Here is a 22,028-nt window from a genome sequence, read left to right as displayed (position 1 = left end):
GGTAATAAGCATGAATCTTCACGAGTATCAGGGTAAGCAGCTGTTCGCTGAATACGGCCTGCCAGTATCCAAGGGTTACGCAGTAGACACCCCGGAAGCAGCAGCAGAAGCTTGCGACAAAATCGGCGGCACCGAGTGGGTTGTCAAAGCCCAGGTCCACGCTGGTGGTCGCGGTAAAGCGGGCGGCGTTAAGCTGGTTCGCAGCAAAGAAGACGCCAAAGCCTTCGCTCAGCAGTGGCTGGGCAAGCGTCTGGTGACTTACCAGACTGATGCCAATGGCCAGCCAGTCACCAAGATCCTGGTTGAATCGTGCACTGATATCGCTAAAGAGCTGTACCTGGGCGCTGTCGTTGACCGTTCGAGCCGTCGCATCGTGTTCATGGCCTCCACCGAAGGTGGCGTGGACATTGAGAAGATCGCCGAAGAAACCCCAGAAAAAATTCTGAAAGCCACTATCGATCCACTGGTTGGCGCTCAGCCATTCCAGGGGCGCGAGCTGGCATTCCAGTTGGGTCTGGAAGGCAAGCAAGTTGCCCAGTTCGCCAAGATCTTCGTAGGTCTGGCCAAACTGTTCCAGGATCACGATCTGGCCCTGCTGGAAGTGAACCCGCTGGTGATCAAGGCTGACGGCGATCTGCACTGCCTCGACGCCAAGATCAACATCGACGCCAACGCCATGTACCGTCAGCCTAAGCTGAAGACTTTCCACGATCCGTCGCAAGACGATCCGCGCGAAGCGCACGCTGCCAAGTTCGAACTGAACTACGTAGCCCTGGAAGGTAACATCGGTTGCATGGTCAACGGTGCTGGCCTGGCCATGGGTACCATGGACATCGTCAACCTGCATGGCGGCAAACCAGCCAACTTCCTCGACGTAGGCGGCGGTGCCACCAAAGAACGCGTTACCGAAGCGTTCAAGATCATCCTGTCCGACTCCAACGTCGCTGCAGTACTGGTCAACATCTTCGGCGGCATCGTTCGTTGCGACATGATTGCCGAAGGCATCATCGGTGCAGTGAAAGAAGTCGGCGTTAAAATCCCGGTTGTTGTGCGCCTTGAAGGTAACAACGCTGAACTGGGCGCTAAAGTACTGGCAGAAAGCGGTTTGAACATCATCGCTGCTACCAGCCTGACCGACGCTGCTCAACAAGTTGTCAAAGCTGCGGAGGGCAAATAATGAGCGTCCTGATCAATAAAGACACCAAGGTTATCTGCCAGGGTATTACCGGTTCCCAAGGTAGTTTCCACACCCAGCAAGCCATCGAATACGGCACCAAGATGGTGGGTGGCGTTACTCCTGGTAAAGGCGGCACCGAGCACCTGGGCCTGCCAGTGTTCAACACCGTGAAAGATGCTGTAGCTGCCACTGGCGCCACCGCCAGCGTGATCTACGTTCCAGCTCCTTTCTGCAAGGACTCCATCCTGGAAGCAGCATTCGGCGGCATCAAGCTGATCGTTTGCATCACCGAAGGCATTCCTACCCTGGACATGCTGGACGCTAAAGTTAAGTGCGACGAGCTGGGCGTAGTCCTGATCGGCCCTAACTGCCCAGGCGTGATCACTCCAGGCGAATGCAAGATCGGCATCATGCCAGGTCACATTCACTTGCCAGGTAAAGTCGGTATCGTTTCCCGTTCCGGCACCCTGACCTACGAAGCTGTCAAGCAGACTACTGACGCCGGTTTCGGTCAGTCGACTTGCGTCGGCATCGGCGGTGACCCGATCCCAGGCTCGAACTTCATCGACATCCTGAAGCTGTTCCAGGAAGACCCGAAGACCGAAGCGATCGTAATGATCGGTGAGATCGGCGGTTCGGCTGAAGAAGAAGCGGCTGCCTACATCAAGGCACACGTGACCAAGCCGGTTGTTTCCTACATCGCTGGTGTGACTGCCCCTGCTGGCAAGCGCATGGGCCATGCTGGCGCAATCATCTCTGGCGGCAAGGGTACTGCAGACGAGAAGTTTGCTGCCCTGGAAGACGCAGGCGTTAAAACCGTGCGTTCGCTGGCAGACATCGGCAAGGCTTTGTCCGAGCTGACCGGTTGGGCTGTCAAGTAAGCCTCGCGCTTAACTGACGCTTCACCCCACAAAGGCCACCTTCGGGTGGCCTTTGTGCATTCTGAAGGTTGGTGGAGATCAAAATGTGGGAGCGGGCTTGCCCGCGAAAGCGGTGTGTCAGTCAGCTCATGAGTGGCTGATACACCGCTTTCGCGAGCAAGCCAGCTCCCACATTCGATCGTATTTCAAAATTTAGATATAAAAACGCGACATAAAAATGTCGCTTATCGGACAGTTCGCCCCGCAACAGTGCGTTTGACCCGCAAATTCGTTAGGCTAGCCGCCTCTTTATGCGTACGCATCCCAAAAGGAAGCCTCGCGCCAGACCGGTCGGTCCCCATCCGGACCGGCAGTATTTCCCTCATCCATAGGGAAGCCCTCTCTAAATTCCGATTCAGTAGTGTGGTATTTCCTCAAATGAAAGTGTTGAAAAGCCAGGACATCCTGGCGTTGGGCTTTATGACTTTTGCCCTGTTCGTGGGCGCCGGCAACATCATCTTCCCGCCAATCGTCGGTTTGCAGTCCGGGCCTCATGTCTGGATGGCAGCGCTGGGCTTCCTGATCACCGCGGTCGGTTTGCCGGTGATCACCGTTGTCGCCCTGGCCAAGGTCGGTGGTGGCATGGACGCGTTGAGCAGTCCGATCGGCAAGATCGCCGGTGGCTTGCTGGCAGCGGCGGCCTACCTGGCTGTCGGCCCGTTGTTCGCCACCCCGCGAACCGCCACCGTTTCCTTTGAAGTGGGCCTGGCGCCGCTGACCGGTGAAAGCCCGCTGGCGCTGTTCCTCTACAGCTCGGTGTACTTCCTGTTGGTGTTCTTCATCTCCCTGTACCCGGGCCGTCTGCTGGATACGGTTGGTCGTTTCCTGGCACCGTTGAAGATCATCGCCCTGGCCGTATTGGGCATTGCTGCCTTTGCCTTGCCGGCCGGCGATGTGGGTGTTGCCACCCCTGAGTACGTGGCGGCACCGTTCTCCCAGGGCTTTATCAATGGTTACCTGACCATGGATACCCTCGGCGCGCTGGTATTCGGCATTGTGATCGTCAACGCGATCCGCTCCCGTGGCGTCGAGTCGCCGAAGCTGATCACCCGCTACGCGATCATCGCCGGGCTGATTGCCGGTGTGGGCCTGGCGCTGGTGTACATCAGCCTGTTCCGCCTCGGTTCGGGCAGCCATGAAGTGGCGGCCGGTGCCGCCAACGGCGCCGCCGTGCTGCACGCCTACGTCCAGCACACCTTCGGCTCCCTGGGCAGCGGTTTCCTCGCCGTGTTGATTTCCCTGGCGTGCCTGGTAACCGCGGTGGGCCTGACCTGCGCCTGCGCCGAGTACTTCAGCCGCGTGCTGCCGCTGTCCTACAAGACCCTGGTGGTGATCCTGGCGGTATTCTCGCTGTTTGTGTCCAACCTGGGCCTGACCAAGCTGATCGCGTTCTCGATCCCGGTGCTGACAGCCATCTACCCGCCGTGCATCGTGCTGGTGGCCCTGAGCTTCTGTAAGGACTTCTGGCAGGAGCAGGGCCGGATCGTTGGCCCGGTGATGCTGGTGTCGTTCATCTTCGGTTGCATTGACGCGCTGAAGGGCGCGGGCCTGGCTGACTGGATGCCATCGCAACTGGCTCACCTGCCGCTGAGCGAGCAGGGCCTGGCGTGGCTGGTGCCTTCGGTGATGACGCTGGTGGTTGCGGTGGTGATTGACCGCCTGCTGGGCAAACGCAGTGAAGCGATGGCTTAAACGTTTAGCCACTAACTTGTGCCGAGGTTTAGTTCGAAGTTTCGAGCTGCCCGGCCGGGTTAAAAGCACCGGACAAAGTAAAGCCCGCTATTAAGCGGGCTTTCTTTTGCAACATGACTTTTCAAGTCACAGTGTTCAAGTCGTCAGACTCAAGAACCGGTTGCAGGTGTTGCTTCTTTCGCTGCAGCTTCGTTCGATTCAGCCTGAGCTTTGGCAGCATCGGCGTTTTCTTTCGCAGCGTCGTTCACTTTATCCTGTGCTTTCGCCATGTCTTTTTGAGCTTGCTCAGAGTGGGCTGCGGCGTCTTGGGCTTTGTCTTCGGATTTTTTGTCGCAGGCAGCGAGGCCGAGGGCAGCAGCCAGCATCATGGAAATAGCTAAAGTCTTGCGCATGGGTGTTTCTCCTTATTGAAGATATCTACTGGCCTTTCGAGCCTATGCCCAACGCTTAGTTCCTTAAATCTCACAGATATATAAGGCTTTTCCCTAGGGAACTTTCAGCAAGGTTGTCTACTCCGCCGGCTCCACACTAATAAGAGTCTTTAACGAATGACCGAAAATCCTCTTTTATCCCGTGCCACGCGCTTTGTTTCAGCCTTGCGCCACTGCCAGGTGCTGGGCATCCAGGTGCACGCCGCCAGTGAGGACGGCATGACGCTGGTGTTGCCCTATGCTCCGCATATCGTCGGTGACCCGCAGACCGGCGTGATCCACGGCGGCGCCATCACATCCTTGATGGACACCGCCTGTGGCATGGCTACCTTGTGCGTACTGCCGGAGTTCGAGGTTTGCCCGACCCTGGACCTGCGCATCGACTACATGCACCCGGCCGAGCCCCATAAACCGGTATTCGGCTTTGCCCAGTGCTACCGGGTGACCACCGACGTGATCTTCACCCGCGGCTTCGCCTACCAGGACGATCCGCAGCAACCGATTGCCCACGTGGTGGGCACGTTCATGCGCATGGGCAAGCGCCTCAAGGGCAGCCAGGGCCTGGGCAATGCAATCAAGGGAGAACAGGCATGAAACATCAGTTCAAGACCCGTCTGCAGCAAGCCCACGAGCGCGGCAACTATGAAGCGCTGCTCAACCTGATTCCCTACGCCAAGCTGATTGGCATCGAATGCACGCGGCTGGGGGATGAATTGCTGTTTCGCATGCCGGCCAACAAGGACAACATTGGTAACCCGATATTGCCGGCGATCCATGGTGGGGTGATCGCAGGCTTTATGGAGCTGTCCGCAGCCTTGCATTTGCTGGTTTTCACCGGTGCGCCTGGCGTTCCCAAGATCATCGATTTCTCCCTGGATTACCTGCGCGCCGGCCAGTTTCGCGACACCTACGCCAAATGCCAGGTGTGGCGCCAGGGCCGACGGGTGGCCAATGTGGCTATTACCGCCTGGCAAAGCACCCCGGCCGAACCGATTGCCACCGCCCGCGCGCATTTCAAGATTGAGGAACCGGCCCGCCCTTGAAATCCTGGTCTTAGCCCCCAACTTTGATGACAACCCGCCGCCAACCCTCAAGGGCGCGGCCACTGCCATCCAATTGGAGTTTGATGACCATGAGTGTGGAAACTCAAAAGGAAACCCTGGGCTTCCAGACCGAGGTGAAGCAACTGCTGCACCTCATGATCCATTCGCTGTATTCCAACAAGGAAATTTTCCTTCGCGAATTGATCTCGAACGCCTCTGACGCTGTCGACAAATTACGTTTCGAAGCCCTGTCCAAGCCTGAGTTGCTGGAAGGTGGCGCGGAACTGAAAATCCGTGTGAGCTTCGACAAGGACGCGAAAACCGTCACCCTCGAAGACAACGGTATCGGCATGAGCCGTGACGATGCGATCACCCACCTGGGGACCATCGCCAAATCCGGCACCGCTGATTTCATGAAGAACCTGTCGGGCGACCAGAAGAAAGATTCGCACCTGATCGGCCAGTTCGGCGTGGGCTTCTACTCGGCCTTCATCGTTGCCGACAAGGTTGAAGTATTCAGCCGCCGTGCCGGCCTTGCCGCCAGCGAAGGCGTGCACTGGTCTTCCAAGGGCGAGGGCGAATTTGAAATCGCCACTGTCGACAAGGCTGATCGTGGTACCCGCATCGTCCTGCACCTGAAGTCCGGTGAAGACGAGTTCGCCGATGGCTGGCGTCTGCGCAATATCATCAAGAAGTACTCCGACCACATCGCGTTGCCGATCGAGTTGCCGAAAGAACAAGCGGCAGCCGAAGGCGAAGAAGCCCCAGCCCAGGAATGGGAAGTGGTCAACCGCGCGAGCGCCCTGTGGACCCGTCCTCGTACCGAAGTCAAGGACGAGGAATACCAGGAGTTCTACAAGCACATTGCCCACGATTACGAAAACCCGCTGAGCTGGAGCCACAACAAGGTCGAAGGCAAGCTGGAATACAGCTCGCTGCTCTACGTACCGGCCCGTGCTCCGTTCGACCTGTACCAGCGTGAAGCACCGAAAGGCCTGAAGCTGTACGTGCAGCGCGTGTTCGTGATGGACCAGGCGGAATCGTTCCTGCCGTTGTACCTGCGCTTTATCAAGGGCGTGGTTGACTCCAACGACCTGTCGCTGAACGTGTCGCGGGAAATCCTGCAGAAAGACCCGATCATCGACTCGATGAAGTCGGCGCTGACCAAGCGTGTCCTCGACATGCTGGAAAAGCTGGCGAAAAACGAGCCTGAGCAATACAAGGGCTTCTGGAAAAACTTCGGCCAGGTCATGAAAGAAGGCCCGGCAGAAGATTTCGCCAACAAGGAAAAAATCGCCGGCCTGCTGCGTTTCGCATCGACCAACGGTGACGACGGCGAGCAGAACGTTTCCCTGGCTGAATACCTGGCTCGCGCCAAGGAAGGTCAGGACAATATCTACTACCTGACCGGTGAAACCTACGCTCAGGTCAAGAACAGCCCGCACCTGGAAGTCTTCCGCAAGAAAGGCATCGAAGTGCTGCTGCTGACCGACCGCATCGACGAGTGGCTGATGAGCTACCTCAGCGACTTCGACGGCAAGAGCTTTGTTGACGTCGCCCGCGGCGACCTGGACCTGGGCAACCTGGATTCCGAAGAAGACAAGAAAGCCGCTGAAGAAGTGGCCAAGTCCAAAGAGGGTCTGGTTGAGCGAATCAAGACCGCCTTGGGCGATGCCGTCAGCGAAGTGCGGGTTTCCCACCGTCTGACCGATTCCCCGGCGATCCTGGCCATCGGCGAGCAGGACCTGGGCATGCAGATGCGTCAGATCCTGGAAGCCAGCGGTCAGAAGGTTCCGGATTCCAAGCCGATCTTCGAATTCAACCCGGCTCACCCGCTGATCGAGAAACTCGACGGCGAGCAGAGCGAAGAGCGGTTTGGCGACCTGTCGCACATCCTCTTCGACCAGGCAGCCCTGGCTGCCGGCGACAGCCTGAAAGACCCGGCCGCTTATGTGCGCCGACTGAACAAGCTGTTGGTTGAACTGTCGGTTTAACACCGTTGTAGAAAAACCCGCTTCGGCGGGTTTTTTCGTTCTGGAGCCTTTCACCTGGAGTAAATGATGAGCCAAATCACCGTGCGTTCCGTGGTCTATCAGATTGATGGCCAGTCTTATGAAAGCCGCCTGGCATTTGATGCCAGTCATAAGGGCCCGCTGCCAGGGTTGTTGATGGCGCCGAACTGGATGGGTGTCAGTGCCGGCGCTGAAGAGATCGCCAAGAGCGTGGCCAGCAAGGGCTACGTGGTGCTGCTTGCCGACCTGTACGGGCAAACCGTCCGCCCTTCGAACGGCGATGAAGCGGGTGCGGCGATGATGCCGTTGAAGAATGACCGGCCGCTGTTGAACAAGCGCATGCAGGTCGCGCTTGATCACCTGAAAACCCAGACTGAAGCGGCGGTGGATACCTCGAAGCTGGCGACCTTTGGTTTCTGCTTCGGTGGTTGCTGCTCCCTGGAGCTGGCACGTACCGGTGCACCGTTGAAAGCTGCCGTTTCGTTCCACGGCAGCCTCGACACGCCGAACCCGGCCGATGCAAAAAACATCAAGGGTTCCGTGCTGGTGTTGCACGGTGCTTCCGACCCGTTGGTGCCGAAGGAGCAACTGCCGGCGTTTGAAGACGAAATGAACGCCGCCGGTGTGGATTGGCAATTGCTGAGCTACGGCGGTGCGGTGCACTCGTTTACCGACCCGCACGCGAATGTGCCGGGCAAGATGATGTATGACGCGAAGACCGCTGCGCGGGCCTTTCAGTCGATGCATAACTTGCTGGATGAAGTGTTCAAGGGCTGATAGTTCGGTTGCCTGAGCTGGCCCCTTCGCGAGCAAGCCCGCTCCCACATTTTAACCGTGTACATCCTGAAGGAACGCGGTCGAAATGTGGGAGCGGGCTTGCTCGCGAAGGCTGTTTCATAGGCAATAAAGCGCTTAAGCCTTGCCTCCAGGCAACTCGATCCGCTCACTTTCCCCCGGCACTGTCGGCCAATCCCCAGCCGCCCAACGCTGCCGAGCCTGCTCGATCAACGCCGGATCACTCGCGACAAAATTCCAGTTAATCCGCCGTGGCCCATCCAGCGCCGCGCCGCCGAACACCACCAGGTGGCAATCAGTCTCGGCAAACAGCCCCATGCTTGCGCCTGCCGGCAACACCACCAGGCTATGCACCTCCAGCACTTCGCCATCCAACTGCGCCTCACCCTCCAGCACATACACCGCCCGTTCTTCATGCTCATCCGGGATCAGCAGGGTGGTAGCCGTCTGCATCCGCACCTCGGCATACAAGGTGGGCGACAATACCGGCACCGGCGATTCGAGGCAAAAGCCATTGCCGGCAATCAGGCGAATCTGCACGCCGAGGTTATCGCTCACCGGCAAGCTGGCGGCCGGATGATGGCTGTAATGCCCAGGCCCTTGTTCATGTTCCTTGGGGGAGGCCAGCCACACTTGCAACCCGTGCAGGCTGAAACCACTGGCCTTCAACGCCTCGGGGCTGCGTTCAACGTGGGCAATGGCACTGCCGGCTGTCATCCAACTGACGTCCCCGGCCTTGACCACCTGATCGGAGCCGAGGCTGTCCTTGTGCAGGAGTTCGCCTTCAAACAGGTAGGTCAGGGTAGAGAGGCCGATGTGCGGGTGTTGGCGAATGTTCATGCCGGTACCCGGGGCATAACGGGTTTGCAGCATATGGTCGAAAAACACGAAAGGCCCGACGCTGCGGCATTGCCTGGAGGGCAGTGGGCGCAGGATCGGTTGGCCTTCCACATCTTCGGCGCGCGGGCGAATCACGGTCACGGTGGTCATGGTGCTTCCCAGTCTGAGCGGGTCTGATGGTACTGAGCATAACCCGCTCGACGGGAGGTTACCGCTACTGGCTGAAGGCGCCTTCGGAGAGCCGGGTCTCGATGGTGACTTCGGCCGTGGTCATCAGCTTGTGCACCGGGCAGCGATCCGCCACGCGGTGCAGCTCGTCGCGCTGCTCGTCAGTGAGTACGCCCTTGAGGGTCAGTTTGACGTTGAGCTTGTATTTGCCCTTTTGCTCTTCGGTGCTGTCATGGGTGACTTCCACTGTCACGCCGGTCAGCGGTATGTCTTTTTTCTGCGCATAGAGCTTGACGGTCAGGGCCTTGCAGGACGCCAGTGCGGCGTCGAAGTAATCGTGGGGGGAGGGCGCCGAATCGTCGCCCCCCAGGCTCTTGGGCAGGTCGGTAAACAGCTCGTGGTTATTGATATTGACGCTGTGGCGGAAGTTTTCGGCGTTCAGCGTGTTCACGGTAACAGGCATGGCAAACCTCACAGGGTGGCAGGAAGAAGCTCATGCAGTTATAGAGCATGCTGGCACGTTGGTGTTCCCGTTGTTTACCGCTGAACCCGCAGGCGCGGTCCGAGGTCTACCGGCATTAGCCCTTGTTTGAGATACCCCCGTGCGCCGGACCCGCCTGAGTATTGCCCTGTTGCTGACCGCCGCAAGCCTTGCGGTGCAGGCTCGCGACTATGCCTACAGCGATGCACACCTGCATTACGTCGATTTCTTCCAGGAGTCGGCGGGCATGGATAAATTACTCAAGGCCATGGCCGATAATCGCATCGAGCACGTGATGATTTCCGGCATACCGGTGGCCAAGAAATGGCATGAGGACGAACCCAAGCGGCCGCGCTATTACGCCGGGGACGACGCCGACGCCTATTGGTACAGCGCCACCGACGTGTTCGTCGCCGATGCGGTCAATAAACTGAGCCCGGAGCAACGTCAGCGCTTTCATCCGTTCCTCAGTGGTTTCAATCCCAACGATAAAAATGCCGCATCCCATATCCAGCGCATGCTCGATCTCAATCCTGGGCTCTGGCAAGGCATCGGCGAAGTCTTCACCCGTCACGACGACCTGACCGCGCTGACCTCCGGCGACACCCCAAGGGCCAACAACGAGGCGATGACCCGCATCTATCACCTGGCCGCGGAGAATGATCTGCCGGTGATGGTGCATTCCAACATCACCTCCAAGCGTGAGAAAAATCCGTTGTACCTGGCGGAAATGGAAGAGCCGCTGCGTAATCACCCGCACACCCGGTTTATCTGGGCCCATGCGGGCAGCAGCATGGAGATCCATCGGCACCAGACGCAGATGGATTTTTTGCTGCCGACCCTGGCGCGCATGCTGGAGGCTTACCCGAACCTGTACGTCGACCTGTCCTGGAGCGTGCTCACGCCTTACTTGCTGGATGAGGCGGGAAAGGCACGCCCTGAGTGGGTAAAACTGGTGGAGCGCTTCCCGGACCGCTTCATGCTTGGCTCAGACGTGGTAGGACGCTTCAACAAGCTCGGTAAGGAAATGCGCAGCTTTGACCCGTTCCTCGATGCGTTGCCTGAGGATGTGGCCAGAAAGGTCGCACGGGACAATTTCCTGGCGATTCTGCCCAAGCCCAGGTGATGGGTTTAGCTGAATCGCTACAGCCGGGGCGGGGCGATCATAAGGCGTTTTGATATCGCGTTTTCGTCTTAGGCAAACGTCTCAACTCGCCGATACCTTTCAAGAGCCCGCTGCAGGTGGATGCAGCGCTTTTGGAAGGATTCCGAGCATGAATATCAGAAGTCTGAATATCGCCCCTCGCGCCGGCCTGGGGTTTGGTTTGCTGGCGCTGATGGTGTTTGCCCTGGGCGGGTTCGCCTTGTTGCAGATGGGCAATATGCGCCAGCAGTCTGACCAGGTGGAAAACAACTGGCTGCCCAGCGTGATGGCGGTGGGCGAGATGAATCAGGACCTGCTGCGGGTGCGGGCCCTGACGTTGCGGCTGCTGCTTAACCGCGACCCGCAGGCAATCACGCAGAATGAGCAGAAAATCACCGAGCTGAAAAGCGGCCTGCACAAGGCTCAGTCCCTCTATGAAGGTTTGATCGTGCTGCCTGAAGAGCGGGTGCTGTTCGATCGCTTTAAAACCGAGGAAGAGCGTTACCTGCAGCGCCAGGAACAGGTGATGGCGTTTTCCCGGGCGAATCAGTTGGAAGACGCGATCAAGGTGGTCAACGGCGAGATGAACCAGTTGGCCGACGAACTGGCCGGCACCCTGCGTGAGCTGGTGACGTTGAACAAGGTCAGTGCCAATCAGGCGGCGAGCCTGGCGCAAAGTGTGTTCACGCAATCGCGCAGTTGGGTGGTTGGCATGATTGCCGTGACGGCGCTGATCACCATCGGCCTGGCATTGTTGCTGACCCGCAGTATTGTGCTGCCGTTATCCCAGTCTTTGAAAGTCGCCCAGGGTGTGGCCAGTGGCGATCTGACCGGGGTGATTACTGTCAGCGGCCAGGATGAGCCGGCGCGTTTGCAGCAGGCGCTGAAAAGCATGCAGGAGAGCCTGCGGGAAACCATTCGGCGTATTTCCGATTCGTCCAGCCAGTTGGCGTCGGCTTCCGAAGAGCTTAGTTGCGTGACCGAAGATGCCACCCGTGGGTTGCATCAGCAGAGTCAGGAAATCGAGCAGGCGGCTACTGCGGTGAACCAGATGACGGCGGCGGTGGAGGAGGTGGCGAGCAACGCGGTGGCTACGTCCCAGGCATCGCGGGAGTCGGATCGTATCGCTCAGCACGGGCGCGAGCAGGTGCATCAGACGGTGTTGTCGATTGAGTCCCTGGCGGATGATGTGACGGCCAATGCGACTCAGGTGGAGGACCTGGCGCAGAAGGTATATGGCATCAGCAAGGTGCTGGATGTGATTCGTTCGATTGCCGAGCAGACCAATTTGCTGGCGCTGAATGCCGCCATCGAAGCGGCGCGAGCTGGGGATGCCGGGCGTGGGTTTGCGGTGGTGGCGGATGAGGTGCGGGCCTTGGCGCATCGTACGCAGCAGTCGACCCAGGAAATCGAGCAGATGATCAGTGGGATTCAGCAGGGGACTGATCAGGCTGTCAGCTCCATGCAGCAGAGCAATACTCGGGCGCGGTCAACGTTGGATATCGCCAAGTCTGCGGGGACGGCGCTGGAGGAGATTGCTTCGGCGTTTACCCTGATCAACGAGCGCAACCTGGTGATTGCCAGTGCCTCGGAAGAACAGGCGGCGGTGGCGCGGGAGGTGGATCGCAATTTGATGAATATTCGCGATTTGGCACAGCAGACGTCGGCGGGGGCGAACCAGACCAGTGCGGCGAGCCAGGAGTTGTCGCGGTTGGCGGTGGATCTCAACACGATGGTGGCTCGGTTTTCGGTTTAGGTTGTTGGGGGGGCATATCCGTTGCTGCGGTCACGGCGGCTTATGGTTTCGCTCTTACAGCGAGTCACTTTGCAAAAAAGCGGCAAAGTAACCAAAGCGCTCTGCCCCGCCTGTCGGCGGGGCGCCTAAGATCAAAAGCAAGAGCACGGCGGCCTGGAAGCCGACCTGAGTGTTAGAAGCAAAAGCAGAACCGCTTTTCTGTCGGAGCCGGCTTGCCGGCGAAAACCTGAGAACGCCGCGTTGAATCAGGATGCCAGCGTCATCGTTAACGACCTTCGCGAGCAAGCCCGCTCCCACATTGGACCGTGCCCGTTTTAGCTTTTGATTTTGCTTCTAAACACTCAAGCCTGAGCGAGGTGCCGAGTGATCGGGCAAGAGCGTTTTGCTTACTTTTGACTGGGCACGCATTCCGGCTTTCAAAAGTGAGCCACTGTAAGCGCGGTAAACGGGTAAAAAAACGCCCCGAACCAGTCGGGGCGTTTTCAGGCGATCAAGCTGCGAGAGCTTACTTACCCTGCCAGCGTTTCAGCACCAGGGTGGCGTTAGTGCCACCGAAGCCGAAGCTGTTGCTCATCACTGTATTGATGGTCGCATCTTCACGAGTCTTGGTCAGGATAGGCATGTCAGCCACGTCCGGGTCCAGTTCCTCGATGTTGGCAGAACCTGCCATGAAGTTGCCTTCCATCATCAGCAGGCAGTAGATCGCTTCGTGAACGCCAGCGGCGCCCAGGGAGTGACCCGACAGGCTCTTGGTAGAGCTGATCGCCGGAGCCTTGTCGCCGAATACCGCACGCACGCCTTCCATTTCCTTGGAGTCGCCGACCGGAGTCGAAGTACCGTGGGTGTTCAGGTAGTCGATCGGGGTATCAACGGTGGACATGGCCATCTGCATGCAGCGGATGGCGCCTTCGCCGCTTGGCGCAACCATGTCGTAGCCGTCGGACGTCGCGCCGTAGCCGACGATTTCCGCGTAGATCTTCGCACCACGGGCCAGGGCGTGTTCCAGCTCCTCGACCACCACCATGCCGCCACCGCCGGCGATGACGAAGCCATCACGGTTCTTGTCATAGGCGCGGGAGGCTTTGTCCGGGGTTTCGTTGTACTGGGTCGACAGGGCGCCCATGGCGTCGAACAGGAACGACTGGCTCCAATGTTCTTCTTCACCGCCGCCGGCAAACACGATGTCCTGCTTGCCCAACTGGATCTGCTCTACAGCGGTACCGATGCAGTGAGCACTGGTGGCGCAAGCGGAGGAGATCGAGTAGTTCACGCCCTTGATCTTGAACGGTGTGGCCAGGCAGGCGGAAACGGTGCTGCCCATGGTCCGCGTGACGCGGTACGGGCCAACGCGCTTGACGCCTTTCTCGCGCAGGATGTCCAGCGCTTCCATCTGGTTCAAGGTCGATGCGCCACCGGAACCGGCGATCAGGCCGGTGCGCACGTTGGATACCTGGTCTTCGCTCAGGCCGGAATCGGTGATCGCGTCCTTCATGGCCAGGTAGGCGTAAGCGGCTGCGTGGCCGACGAAGCGATAGATCTTGCGATCGATCAGTTCTTCGAGGGGCAGGTCGATGGAGCCGGAAACCTGGCTACGCAGACCCATTTCGGCATATTCCGGGTTGAAGCGGATGCCAGGGCGACTTGCACGCAGGTTAGCGGAGACGGTCTCTTTGTCATTGCCCAGGCACGAAACAATGCCCAGACCAGTGATAACGACGCGGCGCATGCGGATAACCCTTAAAAGTTGTCAGTGGAAGTGAATACGCCGACCCGAAGGCCTTCGGCAGTATAAATCTCGCGACCGTCGACAGTCACCGAACCATCGGCAATGGCCAGGTTCAGCTTGCCCTTGAGGACGCGCTTGATTTGAATGTTGTAAGTGACTTTCTTGGCGGTCGGCAAGACCTGGCCAAAGAACTTCACTTCGCCCGAACCCAGGGCGCGACCGCGGCCCGGCAGGCCTTGCCAGCCCAGGTAGAAACCGACCAGCTGCCACATGGCGTCAAGGCCCAGGCAGCCCGGCATCACCGGATCGCCTTCGAAATGGCAGGCGAAAAACCACAGGTCAGGGGTGATATCCAGCTCGGCGACCAATTCACCTTTGCCGTACTTGCCACCCTCTTCGCTGATATGGGTGATGCGATCCACCATCAGCATGTTCGGGGCGGGCAGTTGCGCGTTACCTGGGCCGAACAGCTCACCGCGACTGCAGCGCAGCAGGTCTTCCCGAGTAAAGGCGTTTTGTTTGGTCATGCGAGCTCCTCAATAATCCCATGCGGCAGGGCAGGGCAAATCTTCCCGGCCGACTGAAGCGTTCATGCCTCATATCGGCAGCCTACACATAGACTATTGCGTTGTAGTGAAAGTCACAGCGTCAAGGTCATGAATGTACACTTGTGCACTGAAATTATAAACCGGGCCGGTTTACGGGCCCGTTCGGGTGCCTAAGACTGCCGCACTTTCGTCTTTCACGCCAGTCGCAGTTGGCTGATGGCACCGTGTTACTGCACCCATCTCTGCAGGATTTGCTGCAAATCCGTGCGTTTGAACGGCTTTGCCAGGTAATCGTTCATTCCAGCTGCCAGGCAGGCTTCGCGATCGCCCTGCAAGGCATTGGCCGTGAGGGCAATGATTGGCAGCTCGGCGCAACCGGGCAACTGGCGAATCTGCCGGGTAGCCTCGTAGCCATCGATGCCCGGCAGTCGGCAGTCCATCAGGATTGCGGTAAAAATCAGGCTTTCGGCGCTGCGAATCGCTTCGGCGCCGTCGGTGGCGATGCTCACCTCGAACCCCAGGCTGCGCAGCATGGCTTCGACCACCGTGCGATTGACCGGGTTGTCTTCCACCAGCAACACGTTGCGCCCTTCGCCCGCACGGCCATTGCCTTCGGTATTCGGCGCGAGCACCGGCAAGCTCTGCTGGTAGATCGCCAGCGGAATTTCCAGGGTAAACACCGAGCCGTGGCCTTCTTCGCTCTGGGCGCGCAGGGTGCCGCCCATGCGTTCGGCCAGGGTGCGTGCGATAGGCAGTCCCAGTCCGGTGCCGCCGTAACGTCTTGAAATGGAACTGTCGGCTTGCTGGAACGCATCGAACATCAGTTCCAGGCGCTCGGCGGAAATGCCAATCCCGCTATCGCGCACGGTGCAGGTGAACCACAGCAATTCATGGTCCAGGGTCTGCCAGTGGGGTTCGACGGTGACGGTGCCCTGCTCGGTGAACTTCAGGGCATTGCCGATCAGGTTCACCAAAATCTGCCGGATGCGGGTCGGGTCGCCCTGTACTTGCAGCGAGCCCAGGCCCTGGGGGATCGGCACTTCGAGCGCCAGCCCGCGTTGTTGGGCGGCGTGCTGGAAGGCCTGGGCGCAACTGCTGATCAGCTCCACCAGGTCGAACGGAATGTGCTCAAGCTCCAGGGCCGCGCGCTCGATGCGCGAGAAGTCGAGGATGTCGTTGATCACCTTCAGCAGGTGTTCGGTGGACTCCGAGGCCAGCGCCGCGTATTCGGTCTGTTCCTCGGTCATGTCGGTGGTTTCCAGCAGTTGCAGCATGCCCAGCACCCCGTTCATCGGCGTGCGCAATTCATGGCTCATCATTGCCAGGAAGTCCGACTTGGCATTGTTCGCCCGCTCGGCTTCTTCGCGGGTCTGGATCAACTGGGCCATGGCCTGGTGCTGTTCACGACTGGCCTGGTTCAAGCCATCGGCGAGGTTATTGATGTGGCGCGACAGGTCGCCCAGCTCCGAGTCATCCACGATGGGCAGCGGCGTCTGGTAATCGCCCTGCTGGATCGCCTTGACCGCATTGCCCATGGCGCTGATCGGTTGCGACAGGCTGGCCGCCAGGCGCCGGGCCAGCAGGAAGGTAAACAGCAGGGCGAACAGCGCGAGAATCCCGGCCTTGAACAGGATTTCCTGCTGGCGCTGGCTGAACGCATCGTTGGACATGCCGACAATCACTCGCCCCAGGTAGTCCGCGCGCGGGGCCTTGGGCTCGGCAGTACTGTCCTGGAAGAAGTCATTGCCCAGCTGGATATGTTGCAGGCGAATCGGCGCCTGGAAGACTTTCACCGACAGCGAGCGATCGTGCTTCTCCGACGGTTGCTCGACATACACCAGGATATTTTCTGCGCTGTCCTGAATCTCCAGGAAGCGCACGTGCGGCGTGGCGAGGGTGGCCCGCAACAGGCTTTCAAGCACGTCGTTGTTGCCGGAAATCACCCCGTATTCGGTGGCCGGCGCCAGTTGGTTGGCGATCAACTGGCCGGTGTGGTCCAGTTCCTGGCGCAGGTCCTGGATCCGCACGAAGGTGAAGAAGCTGATCAACAGCAGCGTCAGCAGGAGTGCCGGGCCCAGGGTAATGAGCTGGGTCCGGGTGTTGATGTCCCAACGGCGACGAAATGTCATGGGCGTTTTTCTCCTTCGGCCAGGCGGGCGGCGACGTTGGTTTCGTCCACCTGTTCGATCCCCAGTGAGCGCGCAACCTGCGGGTTGCCTACGACTTTGAAACGTTCCGGGTACAGCGAGCGCGGCCAACTGGCCGGCGCATGATCCAGCAGGCGGTCGAGCACATCCAGCCAGTCGGTCTGATCGCTGTAGGTGCTGGCCAGGCTGCCGGCCTTGACGAACCCGGCGTTGGGCCCGACCAGTGGCAATTGCCTGGCGTAGCTGCTGAGCAGCAGGTTTTTCGCGGTTTTCGGGTTGTACAGCTGGGGATCATCCAGCCCCAGCAAGACGTCGCTGTTCTTGAACAGGCTTTGCAGCGGGCGACTGTCATTAATGTTTTCCCAAAGCTGGGGCACGATCTCCAGGCCCATGGGCGCGGCGTACTGGCGCAGCTCGCGCAGCAGGAACTCGCTGTCGATGCCATAGAGCACGCCGATGCGCCGGGCCTGAGGCAGGATGCCGGTGATCAGGCGTAGTTGTCGGTCCAGCGGTGGGTCGCTCCACAGCAGGCTGATCTTCGCAGGCAACGTGGCACCCAGGCGCTGGCGCGCTTGCAGGCGGCTGATGCGCAGCACCAGGGTCGGTGGGCCCTGGGCGTCTTGCAGGCGCCAGTCAAGGCTGGGCAGGTCCAGCAGGATCAGGCGGGTGCTGGTCGGCAAGTTTGCGGGGGCGGGCAGGTCCTTGAGCGGGGTGAACTTCACGCTGTCTTCGGGACGCTGCAGGGCCAGGGCCTGGACGAATGTTTGTACGCCCGGGCCGTCTTCGTCGGCGGTCAGCAGGATATCCGCTGCCCATGTCGGTGCGCCGAACAGTAAAACCCCAAGCAACACACAGCACCGCCAGAGCCGGGCGGTAAAGGGCAGGGTCATCCGTGACGAGTCGCTGTCCACTAGAACTCTAACTCCGCACTGAAGTAGAGCACGTGGCGTTGGTCATAGTTGTTGTCGGGCCAGGTGGTGGGCTGATTGTCGAGGCGTTGTTGCAACATGCCGGCCAGCTCCACGTTGGCTTTGCCCAAGGCAATGCGCTTGGCCACCCGCAGGTCGACCCTTTCGAAGCGATACTGGTTGAGCGCATCGTCGCCATAGTAGAACACCGCGCTGGACCAGCCATGGCCCCATTCCCGCATCCAGCCGGCCGAGCCGCTGTTGCGCGCGGTCTGCTGCCTGTCCAGGGGGTTGGTGGCGCTGGCATCCACATAAGCATAGGTGACGCGCAGCCGGTCGGCGGTGCTCATGTGCCAGTCGAGCTGGGTTTCGGTGCCGGTAAAGCGCGAGCTGTTCGAGTTGCTGGCGATGTACTGGTTGTTGCGCAGCGGCTCGCTGACCATTTCGCTGATTTCGTCGTAGAACAGCTTCACGTCGACGTTCAGCCCGATGTCGGCAAAAAAGCCGTTGTAGCCCAGCTCCCGGGAGCGCATCAGCTCTTTGTCGAGGTTGCCCGGGCCACGGGTCACCACGAAGTATTGGCCGGAGTTCTGGCCGTAGGCCGGCGAGCTGAGGTTGGTGACGCGGTAGCTCCAGTTGACGTTGTTCTCGAACATGTCCGGGGAGCGAATGGCTTCGGAGTACACCGCGCGCAGGCCGTGGCGCGGGTTGATCAGGTAGTTGACGGCCACCCGTGGCGTCAGCGAGTTGCCGCTCAGGTGAGTGTCTTCGTACATCGCGCCGCCCTGCAGCAGCCAGTGTTCGCTGGCCCGCCATTCCAGGTGGCCGAACAGGCGCCAGGTGGTGTCGTCCAGGGTGCCGTTGAAGTAGGTGTCGGAGTCGGCGCGGTCGTAGCGGTAGTTCATGCCGCTGACCAGGCGCAGGCTGTCGGACAGGCTGAGGGTGTCTTGCAGCTCCAGGTCGTAGCGGCTTTCCTTGGTGCTTTGGTCGATGTTGCCGCAGACCGGGTCCTTGCCGCCGTCCCCCCATTGCTGGAGCACCTGGCGGGCCAGTGCCTGCTCGGCGGCGCTGCCGGGTGGAAGGTTGCCTGGGTTGAAGTTGTTCATGTGCCGGGCCAGTCGCTCGGCATAGTTGGGGTTGAGCTGCCACAGCTGCGTCAGTTCCGGGCTGAACGAGACCTTGGCATCGCACGCGCGCCAGATCTGCCGGCGATCCCATTGCTGGGCCGAACCCTGGATATACAGGCTGTGATCGGGGTTGAAGTCGAAGTTCCAGCGCAGGGAACCGGCATAGTCCTTGGCGCTGACGTCGGAATTGTTACCGCCTTCGGTAATCCCGTCGAACACCGGTTGGTAGGTGTAAGGGCGCTGGTTGGTGCCTTCCTTGGCGTCCAGTTGCCAGTCGATGCTTTGTTGCGCATTCAGGGTCTGGCTCACGGCCAGGCTGAAGCGGTTCAGGCGGCGCCCGTCGCGGCGGTCAGCGCCCACGCGGTCGCTGTCAAAGCCATCGTCCTGTTGACCGGAGAGTGACAGGCGCAAATCGCCGGTGTCCCAGCCCATGCCCTGGCTGGCGTACCAGTCGTTGATCCCTCGGCCGCCCTGGGTGAGTTTCATCCGCGTGCCATGGCTGTTGGCCGGCGAGCGGGTGAGGATGTTGACGACGGCCATCAGCGCGTTGGCGCCGTAGCTGACGGTATTGGGGCCGCGGAAGACCTCGATGCGGTCGATGTCTTCCAGGGCTACCGGAATATCGCTCCAGTCCACCGTGGCCAGGCCCGCGCGGTACACCGAGCGCCCATCGATCAACACCTGCATGCGCCGCGCATCGCCCGCCTGGGTGCCGTGGTAATTCACGGCGGCCTGGTTGCCGGTGGTGTAGCCGACCATCATCCCGGGCACCAGCCGCAGCAGTTCGGGGATATCCCGCGCACCGCTGGCCTTGATCAGCTCGCTGTCGATCACCGTCATGCTGCCGGGCACGGCGGCGGCCGATTGCTTGAGCCGGGTGGCGGTCAGCACCTGCGGCAGCGGCTGGCTGTCGAGGAACAGGTCGTCAGCCAGCACCGGCACACTGCACCACGGCATGCACAACAACGTCAGCAGAAGGGATGAGCGAGGAGGAGGGCCCAAATACACGGCACGGCCTTGATAATTACGGATAGCCGCCCATGTTAACTGAGGTGGGGCCTTTTGCCAGTCGTCGGCCCTGTAATTACTTCGCACAAATGTCGCATTTTCCGACAAGCGTTTGAATTGACGCGGGGGCTGGCCGCAGGCGGGTCGCTCCGTATAATGCGGCCATCGCCACTGCTATGGATTAACGGATTGCATATGACTGAACAGCGCCCTATTGCGGTCCTGGGAGGCGGAAGTTTTGGTACCGCCGTGGCTAATCTGCTGGCTGAAAATGGTCACCGGGTGCGTCAATGGATGCGTGACCCCGAGCAAGCCGAAGCCATTCGGGTCAACCGGGAAAACCCCCGTTACCTTAAAGGCATCAAGATTCTGCCGGCCGTGGAGCCGGTGACTGATTTACAGGCGACGCTGGACGAATGCGACCTGTGCTTCGTCGCGCTGCCCTCCAGCGCTTTGCGTTCGGTGCTTGCACCCCATGCCGAGCGGCTGGCGGGCAAGCTGCTGGTGAGCCTGACCAAGGGCATTGAGGCGCACACCTTCAAGTTGATGAGCGAGATCCTTGAAGAAATCGCCCCCGAAGCGCGGATTGGCGTGTTGTCCGGGCCGAACCTGGCGCGGGAAGTGGCTGAGCACGCGCTGACTGCCACGGTGATCGCCAGTGAAGACGAAGAACTCTGCGAGCGGGTGCAGGAGGTGCTGCACGGTCGCACCTTCCGCGTGTACGCCAGTGCCGACCGTTTCGGCGTCGAGCTGGGCGGGGCGTTGAAGAACGTCTACGCGATCATCGCCGGCATGGCGGTTGCGCTGGGCATGGGTGAAAACACCAAGAGCATGCTGATCACTCGCGCCCTGGCCGAGATGACCCGGTTTGCGGTCAATCAGGGCGCCAACCCGATGACCTTCCTTGGCCTGGCGGGTGTGGGCGACCTGATCGTCACCTGCTCGTCACCGAAAAGTCGCAACTATCAGGTCGGTTTTGCCCTTGGCCAGGGCTTGAGCCTGGAAGACGCCGTGACGCGTTTGGGCGAAGTGGCGGAAGGCGTCAACACCCTGAAGGTGCTGAAGGCCAAGTCTCAGGAGGTCGGGGTGTATATGCCGCTGGTTGCCGGGTTGCACGCGATCCTGTTTGAAGGGCGCACCTTGAACCAGGTCATCGAGTTGCTGATGCGCGCCGAGCCTAAAACCGATGTCGACTTTATTTCCACCAGTGGTTTCAACTGAGGAACGCGTCATGAACGATCCGAAAGCAGCTCCCAAGTACGAATCCATTGGCCTGCGTGTGCTGTGGATGCTGGTGTTTGCCCTGGTGTGGCAAGTGGCGCAGTTTCTGCTGGGCGCGCTGGTGGTGGTGCAACTGGTTTATCGCCTGGTGTATGGGGCGCCGAACCTGGGGCTGATGAATTTTGGTGACAGTTTGAGTCAGTTTTTGGCGCAGATTGGGCGGTTTGGCAGCTTTCACAGTGATCAGAAGCCTTGGCCGTTTGCTGATTGGCCGACGCCGCGTGCGCCGGAAGGTGAGGCTGCCCACAGCGTGCCGCCGGCGCCGCATCCTGTGCGTGATGAGGAACCCAAGCTATGAAGGTGTGGGTGTTGCGTCACGGTGAGGCCGAGGGGCATGCGCGTACGGATGCCGAGCGTGATTTGACGGCCCATGGGCGCGATGAGGTTTTGCGCAGTGCGGGGCATCTGATTGGGCAGCCGATTCGGGCGATCATTGCCAGTCCGTATGTGCGGGCGCAGCAGACGGCGCAGTTGGTGCGGGAGGCGTTGGGGTTTGAGCCGGATGTCCGCACTGTGCCTTGGTTGACGCCGGAGAGTAATCCGCTGGAGGTGCTCAAGCATCTCGACAATGACGATGATGTGTTGCTGGTTAGTCATCAGCCGTTTGTGGGGGGGCTGATCAGTTATTTGCAGCATGGGCATTTTCGGCAGCCGCAGGCTATGAGTACGGCGAGTTTGGCGGAGTTGGAGGGGGATTTTCCGTTGGCGGGGTTGATGAGTCTTTTGAGTGTTCGGAATCCTTAAGGTTGGGTTTGGTTTTGGGTACATATCCGTTTCTTCGGTAACGGCCACTTAGGGTTCCGCTCTTACAGCGGGTCACTTTT

The 22,028-nt window shown here is 59.8% G+C and carries 20 protein-coding genes; 12 read left to right on the top strand and 8 right to left on the bottom strand.

The window, feature by feature from the left end:
- Nucleotides 1-10 precede the first annotated feature (10 nt).
- The 3 genes from sucC (at nt 11) to brnQ (ending at nt 3,789) form a co-directional block, all read left to right on the top strand.
- Nucleotides 11-1,177, top strand: a complete 1,167-nt coding sequence (gene sucC, locus HX786_RS26240) for an ADP-forming succinate--CoA ligase subunit beta (protein WP_003210567.1) — start codon at nt 11-13, stop codon at nt 1,175-1,177.
- Entirely contained in the window at nt 1,177-2,058 is an 882-nt protein-coding gene (gene sucD / locus HX786_RS26235) for a succinate--CoA ligase subunit alpha (protein WP_003210566.1), read from the top strand. Before sucC ends, sucD begins: the two co-directional genes overlap by 1 nt.
- 417 nt (nt 2,059-2,475) lie before the next feature.
- Nucleotides 2,476-3,789, top strand: a complete 1,314-nt coding sequence (gene brnQ / locus HX786_RS26230; RefSeq protein WP_003210565.1) for a branched-chain amino acid transport system II carrier protein — start codon at nt 2,476-2,478, stop codon at nt 3,787-3,789.
- A gap of 149 nt (nt 3,790-3,938) precedes the next feature.
- Here the strand turns inward: brnQ and HX786_RS26225 are convergent, their stop codons facing one another.
- On the bottom strand, nt 3,939-4,181 hold the full coding sequence (locus HX786_RS26225) for a hypothetical protein (RefSeq protein ID WP_003210564.1): 243 nt from the start codon (nt 4,179-4,181) through the stop codon (nt 3,939-3,941).
- A 156-nt stretch (nt 4,182-4,337) separates the two neighbouring features.
- On the opposite strand from HX786_RS26225, the gene HX786_RS26220 reads away from it, so the two are divergent.
- The 4 genes from HX786_RS26220 to HX786_RS26205 all read left to right on the top strand — a co-directional run bounded on the left by HX786_RS26220 (nt 4,338) and on the right by HX786_RS26205 (nt 8,052).
- Nucleotides 4,338-4,814 (top strand): PaaI family thioesterase, encoded by a 477-nt coding sequence (locus HX786_RS26220; protein ID WP_003210563.1) that lies wholly within the window; start codon nt 4,338-4,340, stop codon nt 4,812-4,814.
- Nucleotides 4,811-5,263 (top strand): PaaI family thioesterase, encoded by a 453-nt coding sequence (locus HX786_RS26215; protein ID WP_063028212.1) that lies wholly within the window; start codon nt 4,811-4,813, stop codon nt 5,261-5,263. Before HX786_RS26220 ends, HX786_RS26215 begins: the two co-directional genes overlap by 4 nt.
- 89 nt (nt 5,264-5,352) lie before the next feature.
- Nucleotides 5,353-7,257, top strand: a complete 1,905-nt coding sequence (htpG, locus tag HX786_RS26210; protein ID WP_178912803.1) for a molecular chaperone HtpG — start codon at nt 5,353-5,355, stop codon at nt 7,255-7,257.
- A gap of 66 nt (nt 7,258-7,323) precedes the next feature.
- The gene (locus tag HX786_RS26205) at nt 7,324-8,052 is read left to right on the top strand and encodes a dienelactone hydrolase family protein (protein WP_008434010.1); all 729 of its coding nucleotides are present in this window, start codon (nt 7,324-7,326) and stop codon (nt 8,050-8,052) included.
- A gap of 135 nt (nt 8,053-8,187) precedes the next feature.
- Here HX786_RS26205 and HX786_RS26200 read toward each other — a convergent pair whose 3' ends face one another.
- Nucleotides 8,188-9,060, bottom strand: coding sequence for a pirin family protein (locus HX786_RS26200; RefSeq protein ID WP_178912802.1), 873 nt, complete (start codon nt 9,058-9,060; stop codon nt 8,188-8,190).
- Between the two features lie 64 nt (nt 9,061-9,124).
- Nucleotides 9,125-9,541 (bottom strand): OsmC family protein, encoded by a 417-nt coding sequence (locus tag HX786_RS26195; RefSeq protein ID WP_003210558.1) that lies wholly within the window; start codon nt 9,539-9,541, stop codon nt 9,125-9,127.
- 139 nt (nt 9,542-9,680) lie between these two features.
- On the opposite strand from HX786_RS26195, the gene HX786_RS26190 reads away from it, so the two are divergent.
- Both HX786_RS26190 and HX786_RS26185 read left to right on the top strand, forming a co-directional pair.
- A complete protein-coding gene (locus HX786_RS26190; protein WP_008434016.1) occupies nt 9,681-10,685 on the top strand; it encodes an amidohydrolase family protein in 1,005 nt (334 codons plus the stop codon).
- A 148-nt stretch (nt 10,686-10,833) separates the two neighbouring features.
- Entirely contained in the window at nt 10,834-12,459 is a 1,626-nt protein-coding gene (locus HX786_RS26185; protein ID WP_003210555.1) for a methyl-accepting chemotaxis protein, read from the top strand.
- 505 nt (nt 12,460-12,964) lie between these two features.
- On the opposite strand, the gene fabB is transcribed toward HX786_RS26185, so the two are convergent.
- The 5 genes from fabB to HX786_RS26160 form a co-directional block, all read right to left on the bottom strand.
- Nucleotides 12,965-14,185 (bottom strand): beta-ketoacyl-ACP synthase I, encoded by a 1,221-nt coding sequence (gene fabB / locus HX786_RS26180; RefSeq protein ID WP_003210553.1) that lies wholly within the window; start codon nt 14,183-14,185, stop codon nt 12,965-12,967.
- 11 nt (nt 14,186-14,196) lie between these two features.
- Nucleotides 14,197-14,712: a 3-hydroxyacyl-[acyl-carrier-protein] dehydratase FabA gene (gene fabA, locus HX786_RS26175; protein WP_003210552.1), complete on the bottom strand. Its 516-nt coding sequence runs from the start codon at nt 14,710-14,712 to the stop codon at nt 14,197-14,199.
- A gap of 248 nt (nt 14,713-14,960) precedes the next feature.
- Nucleotides 14,961-16,862 (bottom strand): ATP-binding protein, encoded by a 1,902-nt coding sequence (locus HX786_RS26170; protein WP_102369646.1) that lies wholly within the window; start codon nt 16,860-16,862, stop codon nt 14,961-14,963.
- On the bottom strand, nt 16,859-17,770 hold the full coding sequence (locus tag HX786_RS26165) for an ABC transporter substrate-binding protein (RefSeq protein ID WP_052024261.1): 912 nt from the start codon (nt 17,768-17,770) through the stop codon (nt 16,859-16,861). The genes HX786_RS26170 and HX786_RS26165 overlap by 4 nt, the downstream gene beginning before the upstream one ends.
- Before the next feature lie 20 nt (nt 17,771-17,790).
- Nucleotides 17,791-19,923 (bottom strand): TonB-dependent siderophore receptor, encoded by a 2,133-nt coding sequence (locus HX786_RS26160; RefSeq protein WP_085984626.1) that lies wholly within the window; start codon nt 19,921-19,923, stop codon nt 17,791-17,793.
- A 195-nt stretch (nt 19,924-20,118) separates the two neighbouring features.
- Between HX786_RS26160 and HX786_RS26155 the strand changes: the two genes are divergently transcribed.
- From HX786_RS26155 to sixA, 3 genes are read left to right on the top strand one after another with little or no spacing between them, the layout of a single operon-like run.
- Nucleotides 20,119-21,144, top strand: a complete 1,026-nt coding sequence (locus tag HX786_RS26155; RefSeq protein ID WP_003210548.1) for an NAD(P)H-dependent glycerol-3-phosphate dehydrogenase — start codon at nt 20,119-20,121, stop codon at nt 21,142-21,144.
- A gap of 10 nt (nt 21,145-21,154) precedes the next feature.
- A complete protein-coding gene (locus HX786_RS26150; protein ID WP_063028225.1) occupies nt 21,155-21,502 on the top strand; it encodes a DUF4389 domain-containing protein in 348 nt (115 codons plus the stop codon).
- Nucleotides 21,499-21,948: a phosphohistidine phosphatase SixA gene (gene sixA, locus HX786_RS26145; protein ID WP_178912801.1), complete on the top strand. Its 450-nt coding sequence runs from the start codon at nt 21,499-21,501 to the stop codon at nt 21,946-21,948. The genes HX786_RS26150 and sixA overlap by 4 nt, the downstream gene beginning before the upstream one ends.
- The last annotated feature ends 80 nt before the right edge of the window (nt 21,949-22,028 follow it).

Source organism: Pseudomonas sp. 21615526 (genome assembly GCF_013386245.1).
In the GTDB taxonomy this organism is placed as follows: domain Bacteria; phylum Pseudomonadota; class Gammaproteobacteria; order Pseudomonadales; family Pseudomonadaceae; genus Aquipseudomonas.
This window is presented reverse-complemented; position numbering and strand designations above follow the sequence as displayed.